We start from the raw sequence: 16,766 nt of genomic DNA on the forward strand, positions 1-16,766 counted from the left end.
CGGTACGCTCCCGCCCATGGATTCTCTGGCCAGGGCGGCGGCGGAGCGCGAGGAGTACGACAAGGTCGTGGTCCGCACCCATTTCGGCGACGACGAGGCGTGGCAGGCGGTGCTCGCGCTGGCCGCGGAGTCGTGGGGCGACGACGAGGACGCCGACGAGGAGGGCTTCGAGTCGACCACCTACCCGGTGGACGACCCGACTCTGGCCGGCGCGTCGATCGAGGCGCTGCGCGACACCCTGGCCTCGATCGACGAGTACCTCTCGGTGGTGTTCATCGCCGACGAGGAGACCATGCGCCACCCACTGCACCCGCTGCTGGCGGTGAACCTGGACGACGAGCCCAACTACCTCGACAAGGAGGAGTCGGTGTTCGGCCGCCAGTTCCGGATCGTGCCGCGCCAGGCCTCGGGTCTGCACGTCAACCTGACGCTGGCCAACATGGACTACACGGATTGGGCCGACACGGCCAAGAACTCCGCGGACGGCGTGTTCACCGAGTTCCCCTAATCGACCAGGGCCGGCTCTAGGCCCCGGGATTAATGGCCGTCACCAACTCGGCCCGCTGCTCAGGCGTGAGCGCCAGGTCGACGGCCGCGAGCATGGGCTTGAGGTGCTCCTCGGAACGCGGCCCGACCACCGCCGCCGTCACGCCGGGGTCGGTCAGCACCCAGGCCAGGGCCAGCGTGGTCAGCGGAACGCCGTAGCCGTCGGCGATCTCGGTCAGCCGGGGCAGCGCCTGGAAAGCGCTGTCCAGACTCAGGTCGGTCAGCTCCGGCGGCCGCAGCGCCATCCGGGAGCCGGCCGCGTAGGGCTGGCCGGCGCGGTGCTTGCCGGTCAGCAGGCCGCCGGCCAGCGGGCTGTAGGCCGAGAAGCCGACGCCCTCGGCGGCGCAGACCGGCCACAGCTCGGCCTGCGCCTGGCGGTCGAACAGGTTGTATCCATTTTGGACGTTGACCGGGCGGCCGGCGGTCGTGGCCGCCGAGAGCTGGGCGGCGGTGACGTTGCTGACCCCGTACGCGCCGATCTTGCCGGCTTCGACCAGCTCTTCGAACGCGCCGATGGTCTCCTCGATCGGCACCGTCTCGTCGGGACCGTGAGCCAGGTAGAGCGCCACCCGCTCCACACCCAGCCGCTTGAGGCTGGCGTCGATCTGACCGCGGATGTGGTCCCGGGACAGGCCGCTGCCGGCGTCCGTGGGCCCACCGACCTTGGTTGTAACGGCAATGGCGTTACTTGCCCGGCGATCGGCCAGCCACTCCCCGATCCACTGCTCGGAGAGGCCGCCGGCGTAGGCATTGGCCGTGTCGAACATGGTGATGCCGCCGGCCCGCGCGGCGTCCATGATCTCGAAGGCCGCGTCGCGGCTGTCGCCCTTGCCCCGGAACTGTTTCGGGGACCCGATGCCGCCGAAATTTCCACAGCCGAGAATCAGCGCCGGCACCTGTGGTCCGGCGGCCCCCAACGTCTCGTAGCGCATACCAATACCGTACCCAGCCCTTGACGATGGATTGAGCAAGTGATTTAGTCACTTGGACCGAAGGGAGTGCCGCATGTCACAGGCGCCACAGGCCGGCGGTCTGTCCGACCGGCTGGTCGACGGGCTGTTGGACCTGATCAGCGAGGGTGCACTGGCCCCGGGCGACAGCCTGCCCACCGTGCGCGAGCTGGCCACCAGATTCGCCGTGACGACACCGACCATTCGGGAAGCGCTGCGCCGACTTCAGACCACCGACGCCGTCCGGATGCGCCACGGCTCGGGTATCTACGTCGGCGACGGCATCCACCGCATGCTGCTGCCCAACCCGAACTCCACGCCGCTCAAGGACGAGCACATCGTCCAGCTGGTCGAGGCCAGGCTGACCATCGAGCCCGGCATCGCCGCGCTGGCCGCGGTCAACCGGACCGTCGACGACGTGGAGCGGCTGGCCCGCGCGGTCGACACGGCCAAGCGGGCGCCCGACGACAACCGGCCCAAGCTCAACTTCCACCGTGAACTGGCCGCCGCCTCCGGCAACCAGGTCCTGTTCGAGGTGGTCGACTCGCTGCTGTCGGCGAGAAGCCGGGAACAGCGGGCCCTGCGGGCCCAGATCGAGAACCGCGTCCGCGACTACGAGCAGCACGTGGCGATCTTCCTGGCCGTCGAGGCCGGCAACGCCGAACTGGCCCGCCGGCTGACCGAGCAGCACCTGCACGACCTGCGCACCACCGTCACCGATCACCTGGGGACCCCCGAATGACCTTCCTACCCCGAACGCACCGGCTGGCCGACCTGACGTGGCCCGAGATCGACGAGCTCCGGCCGCACGCGCCGGTCGCGATCGTGCCGCTGGGCGCCACCGAGCAGCACGGGCACGGCATGGCCCAGCGGGTGGACACCGCCCGCGCCGAGGCCGTCGCCGACATGGTCGCCCGCCGGATGGCCCCCAAAGTCGTTGTCACGCCGACGATCCCGGTCGGCATGTCCGAGCACCACATGGCCTTCCCGGGCACGCTCACGCTGTCCCCGGTGACGCTCCAGCAGGTCGTCGTCGAGCTGGTGACCAGCCTGCACCGGCACGGCTGGCGGCGCATCTTCGTGCTGACCGGCCACGGCGGCAACAACTCCGCCATCGACGTGGCGGTGTCCCGGCTGCGGGCCGAGCTCACCGACACGCACATCGCGTGGAGCGGTGTCACCCCCGTCGTGTCCGATGTGGTCAAACAGCACGCCGACAGCCCGGTACGCGGGCATTCCTGCGAGATCGAGACCTCGCAGGCCCTCTACGTCGACCCGGACCTGGTGCGACCCGACCGGCTCGTGCGCGGCAGCGCCACCCTGGACGACCTCGACCCGGCCGGGCGGCTGGCCCGCTCGCACGCCGGCATCCACTTCCCCCAGGCGTACAACGCCCTCAGCCCGACCGGCAACCTGGGCGATCCGCGCCTGGCCACCGCCGAGCTCGGCGCGTTACTGGTCGACACCGTCGTCGACCGCATCTGCGGCTTCCTGACCGGCCTGATCGGCCTGCCGGACCGCAGCCCGGCCCCGCCACCCGCACAGATAGCACTGGAGACCTCATGACCGCCGCCCCGACCCGACGCCGTATCGGAGTGGCCGCCGTCGCGCTCGCCGCCGGGATGTCCCTCGCGGCCTGCGGAGGCGCCGACGCCGGCTCCGACGCCAACTCGCTCGGCACCATCGACGCCGGCACCATCTCGTTCGCCTTCCGCTCGGACGACAAGCCGACCTCGTTCGTGGACAACGGAAAGCCCGCCGGCTTCCTGATCGAGCTGACGCAGGCCATGGCCGCGAAGATGAAGGTGACGCCGAAGTACACGGCCACCGACTTCGCCTCCATGCTGCCCAACATCCGCAACCACAAGTACGACTCGGCCGCCTTCGGCACGCTGGCCACCGACGCCCGCAAGCAGGTCACCGACTTCACCTCGCCGGTGTCCTTCGGCGAGGCGAAGATGGTCAGCCGCAAGGACGCCGCGCTGTCCACTGTGGACGCCTCGGCCGGTAAGACGGTCGCGATCACCCGCGGCAGCGAGCTGATTCCCTTGCTCAAGGCCAAGGTGCCGACGGTGACCGTCAAGGAGTTCCCGAACATCGCGGCCAGCGCCAACGCGCTGACCGCCGGGCAGGTCGACGGACTGTTCACCGGCGAGACCACCGCGCTGGACCTGGTGACCAAGCACCCGGACTACACCGCGTCGCCGTCCATCACCAGCGGCCAGACCGCCCTGCCGGTGGCCAAGGACAAGCCGAACCTGCGCAAGGCGCTGGACGACGCGCTCAAGTCGGTGATCGCCGACGGCACGTACACCAAGCTGTTCGACAAGTGGAATCCCCAGGGCGTGGCCATTCCGGCCGACATGATCGCCTTCTACCCCGGCCTGCAGCAGCGCCCGGGCGCGGGGTCCTGACGCCATGGACGGCATCCAGCACGTTCTCGACACGTTCTTCGACCTGCCGCTGATCCTCAGCACGCTGCCGACGCTGCTGAAGGAGGGCCTGCTCAACACGCTGTTCCTGACCGTGTTGGCCAGCGTCATCGGTCTGGTCGTGGGCGTCTTCCTGGCCAGCGGCCTGATGTCGCGGCACCTGCTGCTGCGGCTGCCCTGCCGCTGGTACGTGGATGTCCTGCGCGGTCTGCCGCACATCCTGTCCATCTACCTGATCGGGCAGGGCCTGCCGCTGGCCGGCCTGAACGTGTTCGGCAGCTGGACCTACGGCTACGCCGCGCTGGCCATCGGGCTGATGGAGGGCGCGTACATGGCCGAGATCTTCCGGTCCGGCTTCCAGAGCGTGGAGAAGGGCATCGTGGAGGCGGCCCGCAGCCTCGGCCTCTCCCGGGCCAGGACCATGCGGCTGATCGTCATCCCGATCGGGTTCCGGCGGGTGCTGCCCGCGCTGACCGGGCAGTTCATCCTGGTCATCAAGAGCACCGCCCTGGTCTACCTGCTGGGGCTGGCCACCGGGCAGCGGGAGATGTTCGCCATCGCCCAGGACACGTCCAGCAACAACGCCTCGCTGTCCCCGCTGGTGGCGGCCGGCCTGTTCTACCTCGTGATCACCGTGCCGCTGACCTACGCCGTGAACGCGTGGGACCGGCGGATGCGTGAGGGCCGCCCGGTCGCCGCCCTGCCGCCCGTGGAGGCAGCCGCATGACCACCATGACGCGCGCCGGCACGGCCGTGCGCTTCGAGCACATCGACAAGAGCTTCGGACAGAACCAGGTGCTGCACGACATCGTGCTGGAAGCGCCGGGCGGCGCCACCACGTGCATCGTCGGGCCGTCCGGCTCGGGCAAGTCCACGCTGCTGCGGTGCGCGAACCTGTTGGAGGTGCCCACTTCCGGCCGGATCCTGATCGGCGACGACGCGATCACCGACCCCGGCGCGGACGTGGACCGCATCCGCACCCGGGTGGGCATGGTGTTCCAGAACTTCCACCTGTTCCCGCACCACACCGTGCTGAACAACGTGACCCTTGCGCAGCAACGGGTTCTCGGTCGCACGCGGGACGAGGCCGTGCAGGTGGCGCGCAAGCACCTTGACGCGGTCGGACTGTCCCGTTTGGAGGATCGACGGCCGGAGCAGCTGTCCGGCGGTCAGCAGCAGCGGGTGGCCATCGCCCGGGCGCTGGCCATGGATCCCGAGGTGATGCTGTTCGACGAGGCCACCTCGGCCCTCGACCCCGAGCTGGTGAAGGGGGTCCTCGCGGTAATGCGCGATCTCGCGGACCGCGGCATGACGATGATCGTGGTCACGCACGAGATGCGGTTCGCGCGTGAAGTGGCGCAGCAGGTGGTGTTCCTCGACCAGGGACGCCTGCTGGAGGCCGCCCGTCCCGCCGAGTTCTTCGACACCCCCAGCTCCGACCGGCTCCGGTCCTTCCTGAAGCAGGTGCTGTGATGAGAGTGCTCCCGCTCGCCGCCGTCGTGGCCGCGGTCGCCGCTGTGCTCACGCCGGCCGCGGCTTCCGCCACGCCGTCCGTGCGCAACTACCCCATCCTGTCCGCCGGCTGCCTGTCCCGCAGCGCGCCCGCAACCGGCGTGACCACGCATGAGACCGTGACGTCCGGAGGCCTTGAGCGGGAGTACCTGCTGCACCTGCCGGCCAGTTACGAGCCGCACCACCCGACGCCGCTGATCATGGCCTTCCACGGCCGCAAGGGCGATGGCACGGACATCGAGGCCTTCTCCGGCATCGACAATCTGGACGCCATCGCCGTGTATCCAGTGGGGGCCAAGGGCGAGGCCGACCAGCGGGCCTGGCAGAGCGCGCCGTACGCGGCCGCGGGCGTCGACGACGTCAAGTTCGTCAGCGACCTGCTGGACAAGCTCCAGGCCACGCTGTGCGTCAACCCGAACCGGATCTACGCCACCGGCAAGTCCAACGGCGCCGGCTTCGTGTCGCTGCTGGCCTGCCAGCTTCCCTTCCGTATCGCCGCTTTCGGCACGATCGCCGGCGCCTTCTACCCCGGCACCACCGTCGGCTGCGACACCAGCGCCCCCGCGCCGATCGTCGACTTCCACGGCACCGCCGACCCGACGATCAAGTACGACGGCGACGTCAGCCACGGTGTGGCCACTCCGCCGCTGATGGACTGGGCCCAGAACTGGGCCACGCACAACCACTGTGCCACTGGGCCCGAACAGACGGCCATCGGCACCGACGTGCTCCAGTTCTCGTGGAACGGCTGCCAGCAGCACGCCAACGTGACGCACTACCGCATCATCGGCGCCGGCCACACGTGGCCCGGTGAGCTGGTGGACAGCGGCCCCGGGTCGGCCACCCAGACCATCAAGGCCACCCAGGTGATCTGGGACTTCTTCAGCACCCACCCGCTGACCGCCCACCTGTGACCGGGTGCTCGCCCCTCGCCGGGAGGGGCGAGCATCCCTTGTCTTCACCCGGTAGCATTGCCGGTGCACCGACCTCGTTCCGCCGACCGCCGGGCAGCTCCTTGGGGGCTCCTGCATGGCTTTCGGACGAGCGCTGACCAGTTCTCCGGTGTTGTTGCCGGACGACGCCACCGTGCCGATTCCGGTGGCTACGCGGGGGTTTGTACGGATTCGGGTGGCACTGGCGGCGATCGGCCTGCTGGCCGGCGGCATCTACGCCTGGGGCATCACGGTCCGGCCGGTGCACAACTACTACGCCTCGGCCGTCCGGAGCATGGCCGGCAGCTGGCGGGCGTTCGTGTTCGGCGGGTTCGACCCGCAGGGCTCGATCAGCATCGACAAGATCCCGGGCGCGTTCTGGCTCCAGGCGCTGTCGGTGAAGGCGTTCGGCTTCCACGACTGGTCGGTGGCGCTGCCGTCGGTGCTGGAAGCCGTGGCGACGGTGTTGGTGCTGTACAAGGTGGTCTGCCGTTGGTCCGGCCCAGCCGCGGGGCTGCTGGCGGCGCTGGTGATGGCGTTGACGCCGATCGCCGCGGCGTTGGCCAAGGCGCAGATCGCCGACACGTTGTTGACGCTGCTGCTGGTGTGCGCGGCCGGGGCGTGGCAGAAGAGCGTGCTGGACGACAAGCCGTTGTGGCCGTGTGCGGTGTGGGTCGGGCTGGCCTTCCACGTGAAGATGGTGCAGGCCTGGCTGGTGCTGCCGGTGTTCGTCATCGGCTATCTGCTGTTCGCGCGGCGGCGGCGGTTCGGCCGGCTGGCGGTGGCCGGCGTGGTGACTCTGGCGGTGTCGTCGGTCTGGGTGGTCATCACCTTGCTGACACCGGTGGCCGACCGCCCGTACATCGATGCGACCACGGACAACAACCCGTTGAGCATGGTCCTCGGCTACAACGCGGCGAGCCGTTTCCGCGGCGGCAACGGCTGGCGGGACCTGCTGTCGGAGCACACGTTCGTGCAGATCGGCTGGATGTATCCGATTTGTCTGCTGGCGGTCTTGCTCGGTCTGCGCTGGACCCGTGACCGCACCGGGTACGCGATGTGGGGCCTGTGGTTGGCGGTGCACATGCTGGCTTTCGGATTGGGCCAGTTCCGGCACGCCTACTACGTGATCGTGCTGGCCCCGGCGGTCGCCGCGCTGACCGGGGCCGGGTTGATGCTGTTCTGGCGTGAACGAGCTCGCCGTCCTTGGCTGCTCCCCACTGTGTTGCTGGCCACCGCCGGCTGGGCCCTGGCACTCCCCCACCGTTCGCTCACCGCCGCCATCACCGTGCTCACCATGATCGCCGTGTTGGCGCTGCTCGCCGCCCGTACCTCACGCCTGGCCGCTCTGGGCGCGGTGATCGGTCTTGTCGCGGTATTGATCACCCCCGCCGCCTGGACCTTCTCCACCGACGTGAAGGTGTCCCGGGCCAACGCCGCCAACCCCGCGGTGGACGCCAAGCCCCGCAAGCCCCACCTTTTGTCCAAAGAGGACCGTGAGCTGCTGGACTTCGTGCAGCGCGGCAGCGGAAACGCCCGGTACGTGCTCGCCGTCGACGGCGCCGGGCCCGCCGCCACCCTCATCTCCCAGGCCGGCGCCAGCGTGCTGCCCATGGGTGGTTTCAGCGCCAAGACGCCGTTCCCTTCGGCCGCGCAGTTCCGGGTGTTGATCTCCAGTGGGCAGCTCCGGTACGTCCAGGGCAAGGCCTCGAAGCCGGCCCGCACCGCCGCCCAGACCAACGTCGACTGGGCCGCCGAGCACTGTCGAGAAGTGCGCGCTCACCTGTACGACTGCGCCGGCCGGTAGTCCGGAGAGCGCTCTCCGGCGTACGGTGGTCGGCGTTCCGAGCACCGGGAGGTCTGTGTTGGACAGCGCGGAGCAGGCGATCGTCGACACCGTCCACGACTTCGTCGACCGGGACGTGCGGCCCGTCGCACGGCAGTTGGAGCATGAGAACACGTATCCCGAGGCGTTGATCGAGCAGATGAAACGGCTCGGCGTGTTCGGGCTTGCCATCCCCGATGAGTTCGGCGGTGCCGCCGTGTCCGCGCCGTGCTTCGCGCTCGTCACCGAGGAGCTCGCCCGCGGCTGGATGAGCCTCGCCGGCGCGATGGGCGGGCACACCGTCGTCGCCAAACTTCTGCTCCAGCACGGAACCCCGTCGCAGCAACGCCGTTACCTGCCACGCATGGCCACCGGTGAACTCCGCGCCGCCATGGCTCTCACCGAGCCCGACGGCGGCTCCGACCTCCAGGCCCTGCGCACCGTCGCCCGCCGCGACGGGGACTCCTACATCGTCAACGGCAGCAAGACGTGGATCACCAACGCCCGCCGCGCCGGCCTCGTCGCCGTGCTGTGCAAGACAGATCCTCAGGCCGATCCGCCACACCACGGCATCAGTGTCCTGCTCATGGAGAAGGTTCCCGGCTTCACCATCTCCCGTGATCTACCCAAGCTGGGTTACAAGGGCGTCGAGAGCTGCGAACTGTCCTTTCAGGACTGTCGCGTGCCTGTTTCGTCTCTACTGGGCGGCATGGAGGGTTCCGGCTTCTCCCAGATGATGCAGGGCTTGGAACTCGGCCGCATCCAGGTCGCCGCCCGGGCCACCGGCGTCGCCCGCGCCGCCTTCGACGACGCTTTTTCTTATGCCCAGCAACGCCATTCCTTCGGCAAACCCATCTGGCAGCACCAGGCCGTCGGCCACCTCCTCGCCGACATGGCCACCCGCCTGACCGCCGCCCGCCAGCTCCTCCTCCATGCCGCCACCCTCTACGACTCCGGCCAGCGCTCCGATCTCGAGGCCGGCATGGCCAAGCTCTTCTGCTCCGAGACCGCCATGACCATCGCCCTCGACGCCCTCCGCATCCACGGCGGCCATGGCTACTCCACCGAGTTCGACGTCGAGCGCTACTTCCGCGACGCCCCATTGATGATCGTCGGCGAGGGCACCAACGAGATCCAGCGCGACATCATCACCCGCCAACTGATCCGCCGCCGCGGCCTGTCCGGCTGAACGACCCACGCTGCCCCGACCACTGCGAGCGTGCAGACGCGCGCCAACGGATTTCCTCGGCGCGCGGGCGGCATTCCCCGCTGCACCCGGGCCGGCGACCTCGCCGCCTCCGACATCGGTCGCGGCGCGTCACATGACCGGGTTGAGGCCGCCGTCGATGATGATGTCCGCGCCGGTCAGGTTGCCGACCCGGCCGCTGGCCAGGAACGCGACCAGGTCGCCGAACTCCTCGGGCCGGGTGAACCGGCCGGTTGGCGCGTCCGCCGCCGCCGTGGCCGCCACTGCTTGGGGGTCACCGTCCGCGCCGGCGACCGTCGCGGCCACGCCGCCCTTGCCCAGCCACAGGTCCGTCGAGACCGGGCCAGGGCTGACCGTGTTCACCCGTACGCCCTGCGGCCCCAACTCCCGGGCCAGCGCCTTGAAGGTGCTCAGGCAGGCCGCTTTGGCCGCGCTGTAGTCGACCACCGTCGGCGTCGGCAGGGTTGCGTTGATCGAGGTCACGGTGACGATCGAACCCGCCCGTTCGATCAGCGACGGCAGCGCCGCCCTGGTCGTGCGGATCGCCGACATCAGGTCCAGGTTGAACGTCGCCAGCCACTCATCGTCGGTCACCTCGGCAAAACCGTTCAACCGGGGGTGCACCAGCCCGACGTTGTTGACCAGGATGTCGATCCCGCCGACCCGTTCGATCGCCTCGTCCACCACCCCCGCCGCGCCCTCCACGGTCGCGAGGTCGACCGCCACCGTCTCCACCGGCAGCTCCGCCAACTCCCCGCCCACGTTCCGGGCGGCCGCCACCACCCGCACCCCTTCGTCGACCAGCGCGCGCACCACCGCCAGCCCGATCCCCCGGCTCGCCCCCGTGACCAGCGCCGTCTTGCCCCGCAGCTGAAGATCCATCGCCAGCACTCCCGTCATCCGGCCCCCAGCGTGGCATGATCCACCAGTGGACCGCACATCGGACGAACGGGAGTTCTTGGCAACACTGATAATCGGCGACATCGTCGAAGGCACGGTGGTGCCCGATGATCGCCGCGAGGCAGCCGTCGTGCTGGACGGCTTCCCCGCCCGGCCATTGGCGTGGGTGGGCGCACTGGACCTTTCTTGGCAGCGACGCCGGGTCCTTGAGGTCGGTGAGCGGATCATCGCCGAGGTGATGCGCGTAGATCTCGACCGCGGCGTGCAGCTTTCCACCGCCGCCACCGAGAACCCGGAGCTCTGGGCGTTTCTGAAGGCCCGCCAGGCCGGCGAGGTCCTGACCGGCACCGTGGCGGCAATCGAGCCGTTCGGCGTGTTCGTCGCCCTGGACGACGGTCCCCCACACCCGATCTATCCCGGCGTCGGTTTCGTCACCCATCCCGAGCTGGCCTGGGGCCGCATCGAGGCGACGACCGATGTGGTGCAGGTCGGCCAGCGCGTGCAGGGCGAGTTCCTAGTCTTCGACACGTACAACGGCGAGGCCCGGCTGTCACTGAAGGCGCTCGAGCCAAACCCCTTCCTCGACCTCACGGTCGGCCAGGAATTCCTGGGCAGGGTCACAAAAGTGTTGCCACTAGGGGTGTTCGTGGCGATCAGGGACCGCGTCGAGGGGCTGGTCCGTGATCTCGACCCGATGCCGGCGGTCGGCGATGAGATCCAGGTGACCGTCGTGGCGGTCGACCTGTCGAAGGTGCTGCTCAGACCGACAGCATCTTCTGGATTGCTTGACGAGTGACGCCCAGCTCGCGGGCGATGTCGGACTGGGTGACGCCCTGAGCGATCAGAGACTGCATGAGCTCCCGGCGCTCGGCGGCGAACTGCTGGGCCAGGCGGGCGTGGTGGATGGCCTGGGCACGGACTTCCTTGATGCGGTCGTAGGTTTCGCGGTGTGGGTCCATGACACCAGCGTGACAACAGGGGGTTGACATGTCAACCCCCTGTTGTCACAGCGGATGCTCTACGCCTGAAGGACAATCCCGTCGGGGCGGATCACGGCGGCGCGGGCCTTCCCCTGACGCAGCCAATCGGCGAGCCGAGGATGCGACTCGGCGGTCACGACGGTGATCCGGTCAGGCATGAAGCCAGGGCACAGGGTTCCGGCCAAGCTGCGACTAAATCGAGGCCGTAGCACGAGTTCCGAGCGGCGCAGGGCCGGGGTTTCGCTGCTGAGCACCCGATTCCTCAGCCCCGGCACCAGATGCAGGCGCGGCATCAGGACGCGCCGAAGCAGGTTGCCGACCTCGCCGCCCTCGGTCATCGCGGCACCGAGCAGCTTGGCCAGGCGGATCATCGTCCGAACATGCGGCCGTCGCTCGATCTGGTACGTGTCGAGCACCGAGGCCGGCAACTCTCCCTTGTGGACGGCGGCGAGCTTCCAGGCCAGGTTGGCCGCGTCGCGCAGGCCCGCGCCGAGTCCCTGGCCGATGAACGGCGGCGTCAGGTGGGCGGCGTCGCCGAGCAGGAAAACCCGGTTGTCACGCCACTTGTCGGCGATCTGGGCCCGGAAGGTGTACTCGGCCACCCGCCGCAGGCTCAGGTCCTCGACCGTTGTCCACGGCGCGATCAAGGGCCGCAACCGGTCCAGATCCCGGTAGTCGTCGGCGGTCTCGCCGTCACGGAGCCGGAATTCCCAGCGGTAGCGGGACCGGCCGACGCGCATGTACGTTGCCGCGCGGCGCGTGTCGCAGACCTGGTGCACGCCGTCCCACTGCCCCAGATCCGCGTTGCTGTCGATGTCCACGACCAGCCACCGTTGCGCGAAGCCGAGATCCTGCATGCGAGCGCCGATTGCCTTGCGCACGAAGCTGTTCGCGCCGTCGCAGCCGAGCACGTAGTCAGCCCGTTCTCCGTTGACGCGGACGTGATCACCGTGCTGGGTGATCTCCGTGACCTCGACGCCGTGGACCACCGTGACTTTCTTATGCAGCAAGCGTTCCAGATCCGGCTGGTCGAACATATTGGCCTCGGGAAAGCCGTGCCGGCCGGCTGCCGAGGAGCGGCGGAACTCGGCCAACACGCGCAGATTCGCGTCGAGCAGCCGCAAACCCTGACCTGGCCACGAAATCGACGCGAAGTCGACGCCGACGGAGTTCAAGATCGCATGGGCCTCGTCGTCCAGATGCACGGCCCGAGGCTGCTCGTGCGGCGCTGGCCGGCGGTCCAGCACGAGGCAGTCGACGCCGCGCCGGGCGAGCAGCGCTGCGACGGTCAGGCCCGTCGGCCCCGCCCCGACCACCACGACCGGCGCCATGTCAGAGGCCCGGCCAGCCGCGCTTGAGATGCTCGAACGCGATGTCCAGCGCGGCCGGGGCGTCCTCGGCGGTGCCAGCCAGGTCGGGGATCTCCAGCACGTAGCGGGCGACCAGCCGCAGCGACACGTCGGCCTCGCGCCCGGTCTCGGCCGCGATCACCTCGGCCAACGCGGCCTCGTTGTCCGTCCACATGCGACGGGCGTAGGCCCGCAAAGCCGGCGTGTTGGCCACGAGTTCGACGACGGGCCGTGTCTCCGGGTCGGCTTCGAAAGGACCGCGGGTCGCGAGGAAGTCCCGTAGCGCGTCGAGGACCGACCGGTCGCCGCGTTCCCTCACGGCCGCCGTCAGCGACCGGCCGCGCTCCTCACCGTCGCCGAGGACCAGTGCCTCCTTGCCCGCCGGGAAGTGCGCGAACAGGGTCGACACGGCTGTGTCGGCCGCCTCGGCGATCTCCGCCACCGTCACCTTGTCGAAGCCGCGAGCCAGGAACAGCCGCGTGGCCGCGTCGGAGAGCGCTCTCCGGGTGGCCTCTTTCTTGCGTTCGCGCCGCCCCTGCGTCATGCCGTCACCGTACCTGCGGTCGAAGCGATTGCAAAGTCGGAGTCACTCTGATTACGGTGTGACTATGACTTGGAACGTGCATCAACCGCCGCGGGCCGACGGCCGGACCGTGCTGGTCACCGGGGCCAACGCCGGCATCGGCTTCTTCGTCGCCCAACAGCTGGCCGGCGCCGGCGCGACCGTCGTGCTGGGCTGCCGCTCACGGGCGAAGGCCGAGGCGGCCATGACCGCCATCCGCACCAGCCACCCCTTGGCGTCGCTGAGTTTTCTGCCGCTGGACCTGGGCGACCTGTCGTCACTGGCGACCGACAGCCTGACTACACGCCTCGACGCAGTGGTGCTGAACGCCGGCATGCTGATCGAGGGCCGCGATCCGGACGAGCGGACGTTCGCCGTCAACCACCTGGGTCACTTCGCCCTCACGGCATTGCTCGCGCCACACCTCTCCCCCGGCGTTCGGATCGTGACGACCGGCAGTTTCGTGGCCAGAACAGCCACGTTCAACGAGCATGAACACGACGGCAAGCGGGCCTACGCCGGGTCCAAGCTGGCCCAGATGCTGTTCGGCGTCGAACTGGCCCGACGCGGCGTGTTCAGCGTGGTCAACCATCCCGGCGGGGCGCTCGACTCCCTCACCCCACCCAACCGCCCGGGGCTCCGCCCGCAGCGCCTTCTGTTGCAGGGCAAGGACTCCGGCGCGTGGCCGGCCGTTCGCTGCGTGCTCGATCCCGACGTCCGCAGCGGTCAGCTCTGGGGTCCCCGCATGTTCGGCCTGCGTGGCATCCCACGGGAAGAACCCGTTCGCGGCATCCTCGCCGACACCGACCTGGCCGCTGCCGTGTGGGAGCGCAGCGTCGAGCTCACCGGCCTCGACCCGTCAGCGGCCCTTCTTCGGCGGCAGTGACTTGGCGTAGCCCACGCCGCGCCACACCCACTCGGCCAGCTCCTCGTCGTTCTCCACCGTCACGTGCAGCCAGCCGGTCATCTCCCGGCCGCGCATCACCATCGGCTCCACCCCGTCGCCGAGCAGGCTGTCGCCTTCGGCCGGGTCGACCCGCACCAGCAGGCCGCCCTGCCCGCTCGCCGCCACCGACATGTTCCCGTTGACCAGGAACGCCAGACCGCCGAACATCGCCTTCTCCACGACGATCTCGGTCGCCACCAACTCGCGGATCCGCTCGGCCAGCTCGGTGTCATAGGCCATGCGCGGGATTATCGGCCCCGGATCCGGCCGTCGCCACCTAGAGTCGAGGTGTCACCGGACGGGGAGGACCAGGTGCGAAGAACACGCCAGTGGGACCGGGACAACCAGCCGCCGCGGGCGCCGTGGAACGAGGTCGCTGCCGGGTTGTGAATGGGCGGGCACGAGTGGATCGACGAGCACGGTGAGCTGCAATCCGCCGCCGTGACCGACCAGTTCGACGTCGTGATCAGCCTGTTCACCCGGCCGGGCCACGGCCCTTCGCCGGACCGACTGCACGTCGTGCACGAGATTCCCGACGCGGCGCTGCTGCCGGCGCAGATCGACCGCGTGGCGGAGCTGGCGGCATGGGCGGCGGCGCAGCTGCGGGCTGGACGGACGGTGCTGGTCCGCTGCCGTGCCGAGCTCAACCGATCGGGCCTCGTGACCGCCCAGACGCTGATCGAACTGGGCGACGATCCGCGCATGGCGATCGAGCGGGTGCGACGGGCCCGGTCCGAGTCGGCGCTGAACAACACGATCTTCGTCGACTACCTGACCACCGGGCTGAGCGTCTCGTCCCTGCTCAGCGGCCTGGACGTCTAGAGCCAGCGGGCGAACCAGGCGCGGGTGCGGTGCAGCACGTCGAGGCGATGGGCGCGCTCGACGAACGAGTGACCCTCACGGGCGTAGACGACGAACTCGTGCTCGACGCCGTAATGCCGCAGGGCGCGGTGGAAGTATTCGGACTGGGCGAGCGGGACGTTGGTGTCCTCGGCTCCGTGCAGGATGAGCACGGGTGTACGGACGGACGAGGCGTAGGAGATCGGGCTGAGCTCGTCATGCCGGTGCGGGCCCACGCCCTCCCAACCGGTGCTGCCACCGAGCGCGGCCTCGTAGCGGCCTTCCTCGCCGCTGCCGACGAGCATGCCCCAGTCGGTGACACCGGCCCCCATCAGGGCGGCGGCGAAGCGATCGGTGTGCCCGACGGCCCAGGCGGCCAGGAAGCCGCCATGGCTCCAACCGGCGATGCCGAGCCGTTGGGCATCGGCGACGCCGTCGGCGATCAGCAGGTCGATGCCGGTGAGGATGTCTGTCCACTCCTCCTGTCCAACCGCACTGGACACCGCGAAGGCGAACTCGTGGCCATGTCCCATGCCGCCGCGCGGATTGGGCAGGAACACGGCGTAGCCGGCCAGCGCGAGCCACTGCCCGGACGGGAACCAGTGCAGTGCGAACCGGTCGGCGTTCCGGTCGTACGGCCCGCCGTGTGGCAGGGTGACCAGCGGAAACGGGCCATCGCCGGTCGGCGGCAAGATCAGTAGGCCGTCCAGTTCGAGGCCGTCGGACGCCTGGTAGGACAGCCGGGTCTGGGTGCCCCAGGTGATGTCACGGGTCCAGGGCCGGAGGTCGGTGACGCGAACTCCGTTGAGGTGCACGTCCGGCGGCTCGTAGGCGGTGCTCACGACGGCGGCCAGCGATCCGCCGCCGATGCTGACCTCCTTGACCAGGCCGGTGCTCCGGGAGACCAGGCCTGTTGACAGCCGTTGAACAGACGTGTCCAGTCCCTCGGCGACGACCATGATCGGATCGCCGTCCTCGGCCTGGACGAGTTCGAACGGACAGGCGGCCATCCCCTCGGTCAGGTTGCCGTCGACCACGTCGTACACGGCAGCACCGGACTGGAGGCTGGGCGGCGTCGACGCGAGGTAGGCGATCCGCCACGTGCCGGCCTTGCGCCACACGGGCGAATGCGCGCCGACCACCGCCGGCCCGAGGTCCTGTACTCCGCCGTTCAGGTCGACGATGTGCAGCTCCGGTTCGAGCCGCCCGGGATCGATCTCGTGACTGGACCAGGTGAGCACGGCCAGCGGCCCGCCGCCGGGCTGTTGCGTGACGGCATCGACGTGCCGATTCCCGTACAGCACACGGATTCCACGAGCATCGGCGATACGCAGGCGAGACGGCCGCGGGCCGCGGACGTCGATGTCGCCGGGCGGCGCGTCAGCGGCGATGAACAGCACACCGTCGGCCAGCGGCAGATGATCGTCGATGCCGGCATCCCAGCTCAGCACCACGCTGGCAGCACCCGACAACTCGACCCGGTGCAGCGACGTCTCCGAGACCACGTACACCGACCGCGAATCCGGAGCCCACCGCGGATTCCCGCCATCAGACAGCTTTCTCGGCGCGACGCCGACGCCGGCCAGCCACACTCCGCCGGCCGGCCGCAGCTCGTACGCCACCCAGCGCCCGTCCGGCGACACCCGGACGGCGGCGGCGTCGAAGGCGTCCACGATCATCTCGGCGGTCAGCACGACCGCTGACACTAGCCGGAATTCGTTGGCCCCCAGGACGTGCGGCACCGATGCCCATCGTTCGGTGGATTTCGCCGCCAGCACGGTGTTG

General features: G+C 69.6%; 19 protein-coding genes. 12 read left to right on the forward strand and 7 right to left on the reverse strand.

Going from position 1 to position 16,766, the window contains the following annotated elements; translation table 11 throughout:
• The first annotated feature begins 16 nt into the window (after window positions 1-16).
• On the forward strand, window positions 17-508 hold the full coding sequence (locus tag M3Q35_RS16325; RefSeq protein ID WP_273942648.1) for a DUF6924 domain-containing protein: 492 nt from the start codon (window positions 17-19) through the stop codon (window positions 506-508).
• A 16-nt stretch (window positions 509-524) separates the two neighbouring features.
• Here M3Q35_RS16325 and M3Q35_RS16330 read toward each other — a convergent pair whose 3' ends face one another.
• Window positions 525-1,478: an aldo/keto reductase gene (locus tag M3Q35_RS16330; protein ID WP_273942649.1), complete on the reverse strand. Its 954-nt coding sequence runs from the start codon at window positions 1,476-1,478 to the stop codon at window positions 525-527.
• Window positions 1,479-1,551: 73 nt separating this feature from the next.
• Here M3Q35_RS16330 and M3Q35_RS16335 point away from each other — a divergent pair, with 73 nt between their 5' ends.
• The 8 genes from M3Q35_RS16335 (at window position 1,552) to M3Q35_RS16370 (ending at window position 9,386) form a co-directional block, all read left to right on the forward strand.
• A complete protein-coding gene (locus tag M3Q35_RS16335) occupies window positions 1,552-2,238 on the forward strand; it encodes a FadR/GntR family transcriptional regulator (RefSeq protein ID WP_273942650.1) in 687 nt (228 codons plus the stop codon).
• A complete protein-coding gene (locus tag M3Q35_RS16340) occupies window positions 2,235-3,062 on the forward strand; it encodes a creatininase family protein (protein ID WP_273942651.1) in 828 nt (275 codons plus the stop codon). The genes M3Q35_RS16335 and M3Q35_RS16340 overlap by 4 nt, the downstream gene beginning before the upstream one ends.
• Window positions 3,059-3,910 (forward strand): ABC transporter substrate-binding protein, encoded by an 852-nt coding sequence (locus M3Q35_RS16345; RefSeq protein WP_273942652.1) that lies wholly within the window; start codon window positions 3,059-3,061, stop codon window positions 3,908-3,910. Before M3Q35_RS16340 ends, M3Q35_RS16345 begins: the two co-directional genes overlap by 4 nt.
• Before the next feature lie 4 nt (window positions 3,911-3,914).
• Complete coding sequence (locus tag M3Q35_RS16350) at window positions 3,915-4,655, forward strand: amino acid ABC transporter permease (protein ID WP_273942653.1); 741 nt, start codon at window positions 3,915-3,917, stop codon at window positions 4,653-4,655.
• Entirely contained in the window at window positions 4,652-5,401 is a 750-nt protein-coding gene (locus tag M3Q35_RS16355; protein WP_273942654.1) for an amino acid ABC transporter ATP-binding protein, read from the forward strand. Before M3Q35_RS16350 ends, M3Q35_RS16355 begins: the two co-directional genes overlap by 4 nt.
• The gene (locus M3Q35_RS16360) at window positions 5,401-6,354 is read left to right on the forward strand and encodes a CE1 family esterase (protein ID WP_273942656.1); all 954 of its coding nucleotides are present in this window, start codon (window positions 5,401-5,403) and stop codon (window positions 6,352-6,354) included. The genes M3Q35_RS16355 and M3Q35_RS16360 overlap by 1 nt, the downstream gene beginning before the upstream one ends.
• A 115-nt stretch (window positions 6,355-6,469) precedes the next feature.
• On the forward strand, window positions 6,470-8,179 hold the full coding sequence (locus M3Q35_RS16365) for an ArnT family glycosyltransferase (protein WP_273942657.1): 1,710 nt from the start codon (window positions 6,470-6,472) through the stop codon (window positions 8,177-8,179).
• Between the two features lie 58 nt (window positions 8,180-8,237).
• Window positions 8,238-9,386 carry an acyl-CoA dehydrogenase family protein gene (locus tag M3Q35_RS16370; RefSeq protein WP_273942658.1) on the forward strand — a complete coding sequence of 383 codons (1,149 nt, stop codon included), beginning with the start codon at window positions 8,238-8,240 and terminating at the stop codon, window positions 9,384-9,386.
• 129 nt (window positions 9,387-9,515) lie between these two features.
• Here the strand turns inward: M3Q35_RS16370 and M3Q35_RS16375 are convergent, their stop codons facing one another.
• Window positions 9,516-10,304 carry an SDR family oxidoreductase gene (locus M3Q35_RS16375; RefSeq protein ID WP_273942659.1) on the reverse strand — a complete coding sequence of 263 codons (789 nt, stop codon included), beginning with the start codon at window positions 10,302-10,304 and terminating at the stop codon, window positions 9,516-9,518.
• A gap of 28 nt (window positions 10,305-10,332) precedes the next feature.
• On the opposite strand from M3Q35_RS16375, the gene M3Q35_RS16380 reads away from it, so the two are divergent.
• Complete coding sequence (locus tag M3Q35_RS16380) at window positions 10,333-11,100, forward strand: S1 RNA-binding domain-containing protein (protein ID WP_273942660.1); 768 nt, start codon at window positions 10,333-10,335, stop codon at window positions 11,098-11,100.
• Here the strand turns inward: M3Q35_RS16380 and M3Q35_RS16385 are convergent.
• The 3 genes from M3Q35_RS16385 to M3Q35_RS16395 are packed head-to-tail and all read right to left on the reverse strand — an operon-like array spanning window position 11,063 to window position 13,177.
• Entirely contained in the window at window positions 11,063-11,263 is a 201-nt protein-coding gene (locus tag M3Q35_RS16385; RefSeq protein WP_273942661.1) for a hypothetical protein, read from the reverse strand. The genes M3Q35_RS16380 and M3Q35_RS16385 overlap by 38 nt on opposite strands.
• Window positions 11,264-11,322: 59 nt before the next feature.
• A complete protein-coding gene (gene mhpA, locus M3Q35_RS16390; RefSeq protein WP_273942662.1) occupies window positions 11,323-12,615 on the reverse strand; it encodes a bifunctional 3-(3-hydroxy-phenyl)propionate/3-hydroxycinnamic acid hydroxylase MhpA in 1,293 nt (430 codons plus the stop codon).
• 1 nt (window position 12,616) lies between these two features.
• The gene (locus tag M3Q35_RS16395; RefSeq protein WP_273942663.1) at window positions 12,617-13,177 is read right to left on the reverse strand and encodes a TetR/AcrR family transcriptional regulator; all 561 of its coding nucleotides are present in this window, start codon (window positions 13,175-13,177) and stop codon (window positions 12,617-12,619) included.
• A 64-nt stretch (window positions 13,178-13,241) separates the two neighbouring features.
• Here M3Q35_RS16395 and M3Q35_RS16400 point away from each other — a divergent pair, with 64 nt between their 5' ends.
• Complete coding sequence (locus M3Q35_RS16400; protein ID WP_273942664.1) at window positions 13,242-14,081, forward strand: SDR family NAD(P)-dependent oxidoreductase; 840 nt, start codon at window positions 13,242-13,244, stop codon at window positions 14,079-14,081.
• Here M3Q35_RS16400 and M3Q35_RS16405 read toward each other — a convergent pair.
• Window positions 14,055-14,381 carry a TfoX/Sxy family protein gene (locus tag M3Q35_RS16405; RefSeq protein ID WP_273942666.1) on the reverse strand — a complete coding sequence of 109 codons (327 nt, stop codon included), beginning with the start codon at window positions 14,379-14,381 and terminating at the stop codon, window positions 14,055-14,057. The genes M3Q35_RS16400 and M3Q35_RS16405 overlap by 27 nt on opposite strands.
• 150 nt (window positions 14,382-14,531) lie before the next feature.
• On the opposite strand from M3Q35_RS16405, the gene M3Q35_RS16410 reads away from it, so the two are divergent.
• Window positions 14,532-14,963: a protein-tyrosine phosphatase family protein gene (locus tag M3Q35_RS16410; RefSeq protein WP_273942667.1), complete on the forward strand. Its 432-nt coding sequence runs from the start codon at window positions 14,532-14,534 to the stop codon at window positions 14,961-14,963.
• Here M3Q35_RS16410 and M3Q35_RS16415 read toward each other — a convergent pair.
• On the reverse strand, window positions 14,960-16,675 hold the full coding sequence (locus M3Q35_RS16415) for a S9 family peptidase (protein WP_273942668.1): 1,716 nt from the start codon (window positions 16,673-16,675) through the stop codon (window positions 14,960-14,962). The two genes, M3Q35_RS16410 and M3Q35_RS16415, sit on opposite strands and share 4 nt — an antisense overlap.
• Window positions 16,676-16,766 lie beyond the last annotated feature (91 nt).

Source organism: Kutzneria chonburiensis, assembly GCF_028622115.1.
GTDB classification, from domain to species: domain Bacteria; phylum Actinomycetota; class Actinomycetes; order Mycobacteriales; family Pseudonocardiaceae; genus Kutzneria; species Kutzneria chonburiensis.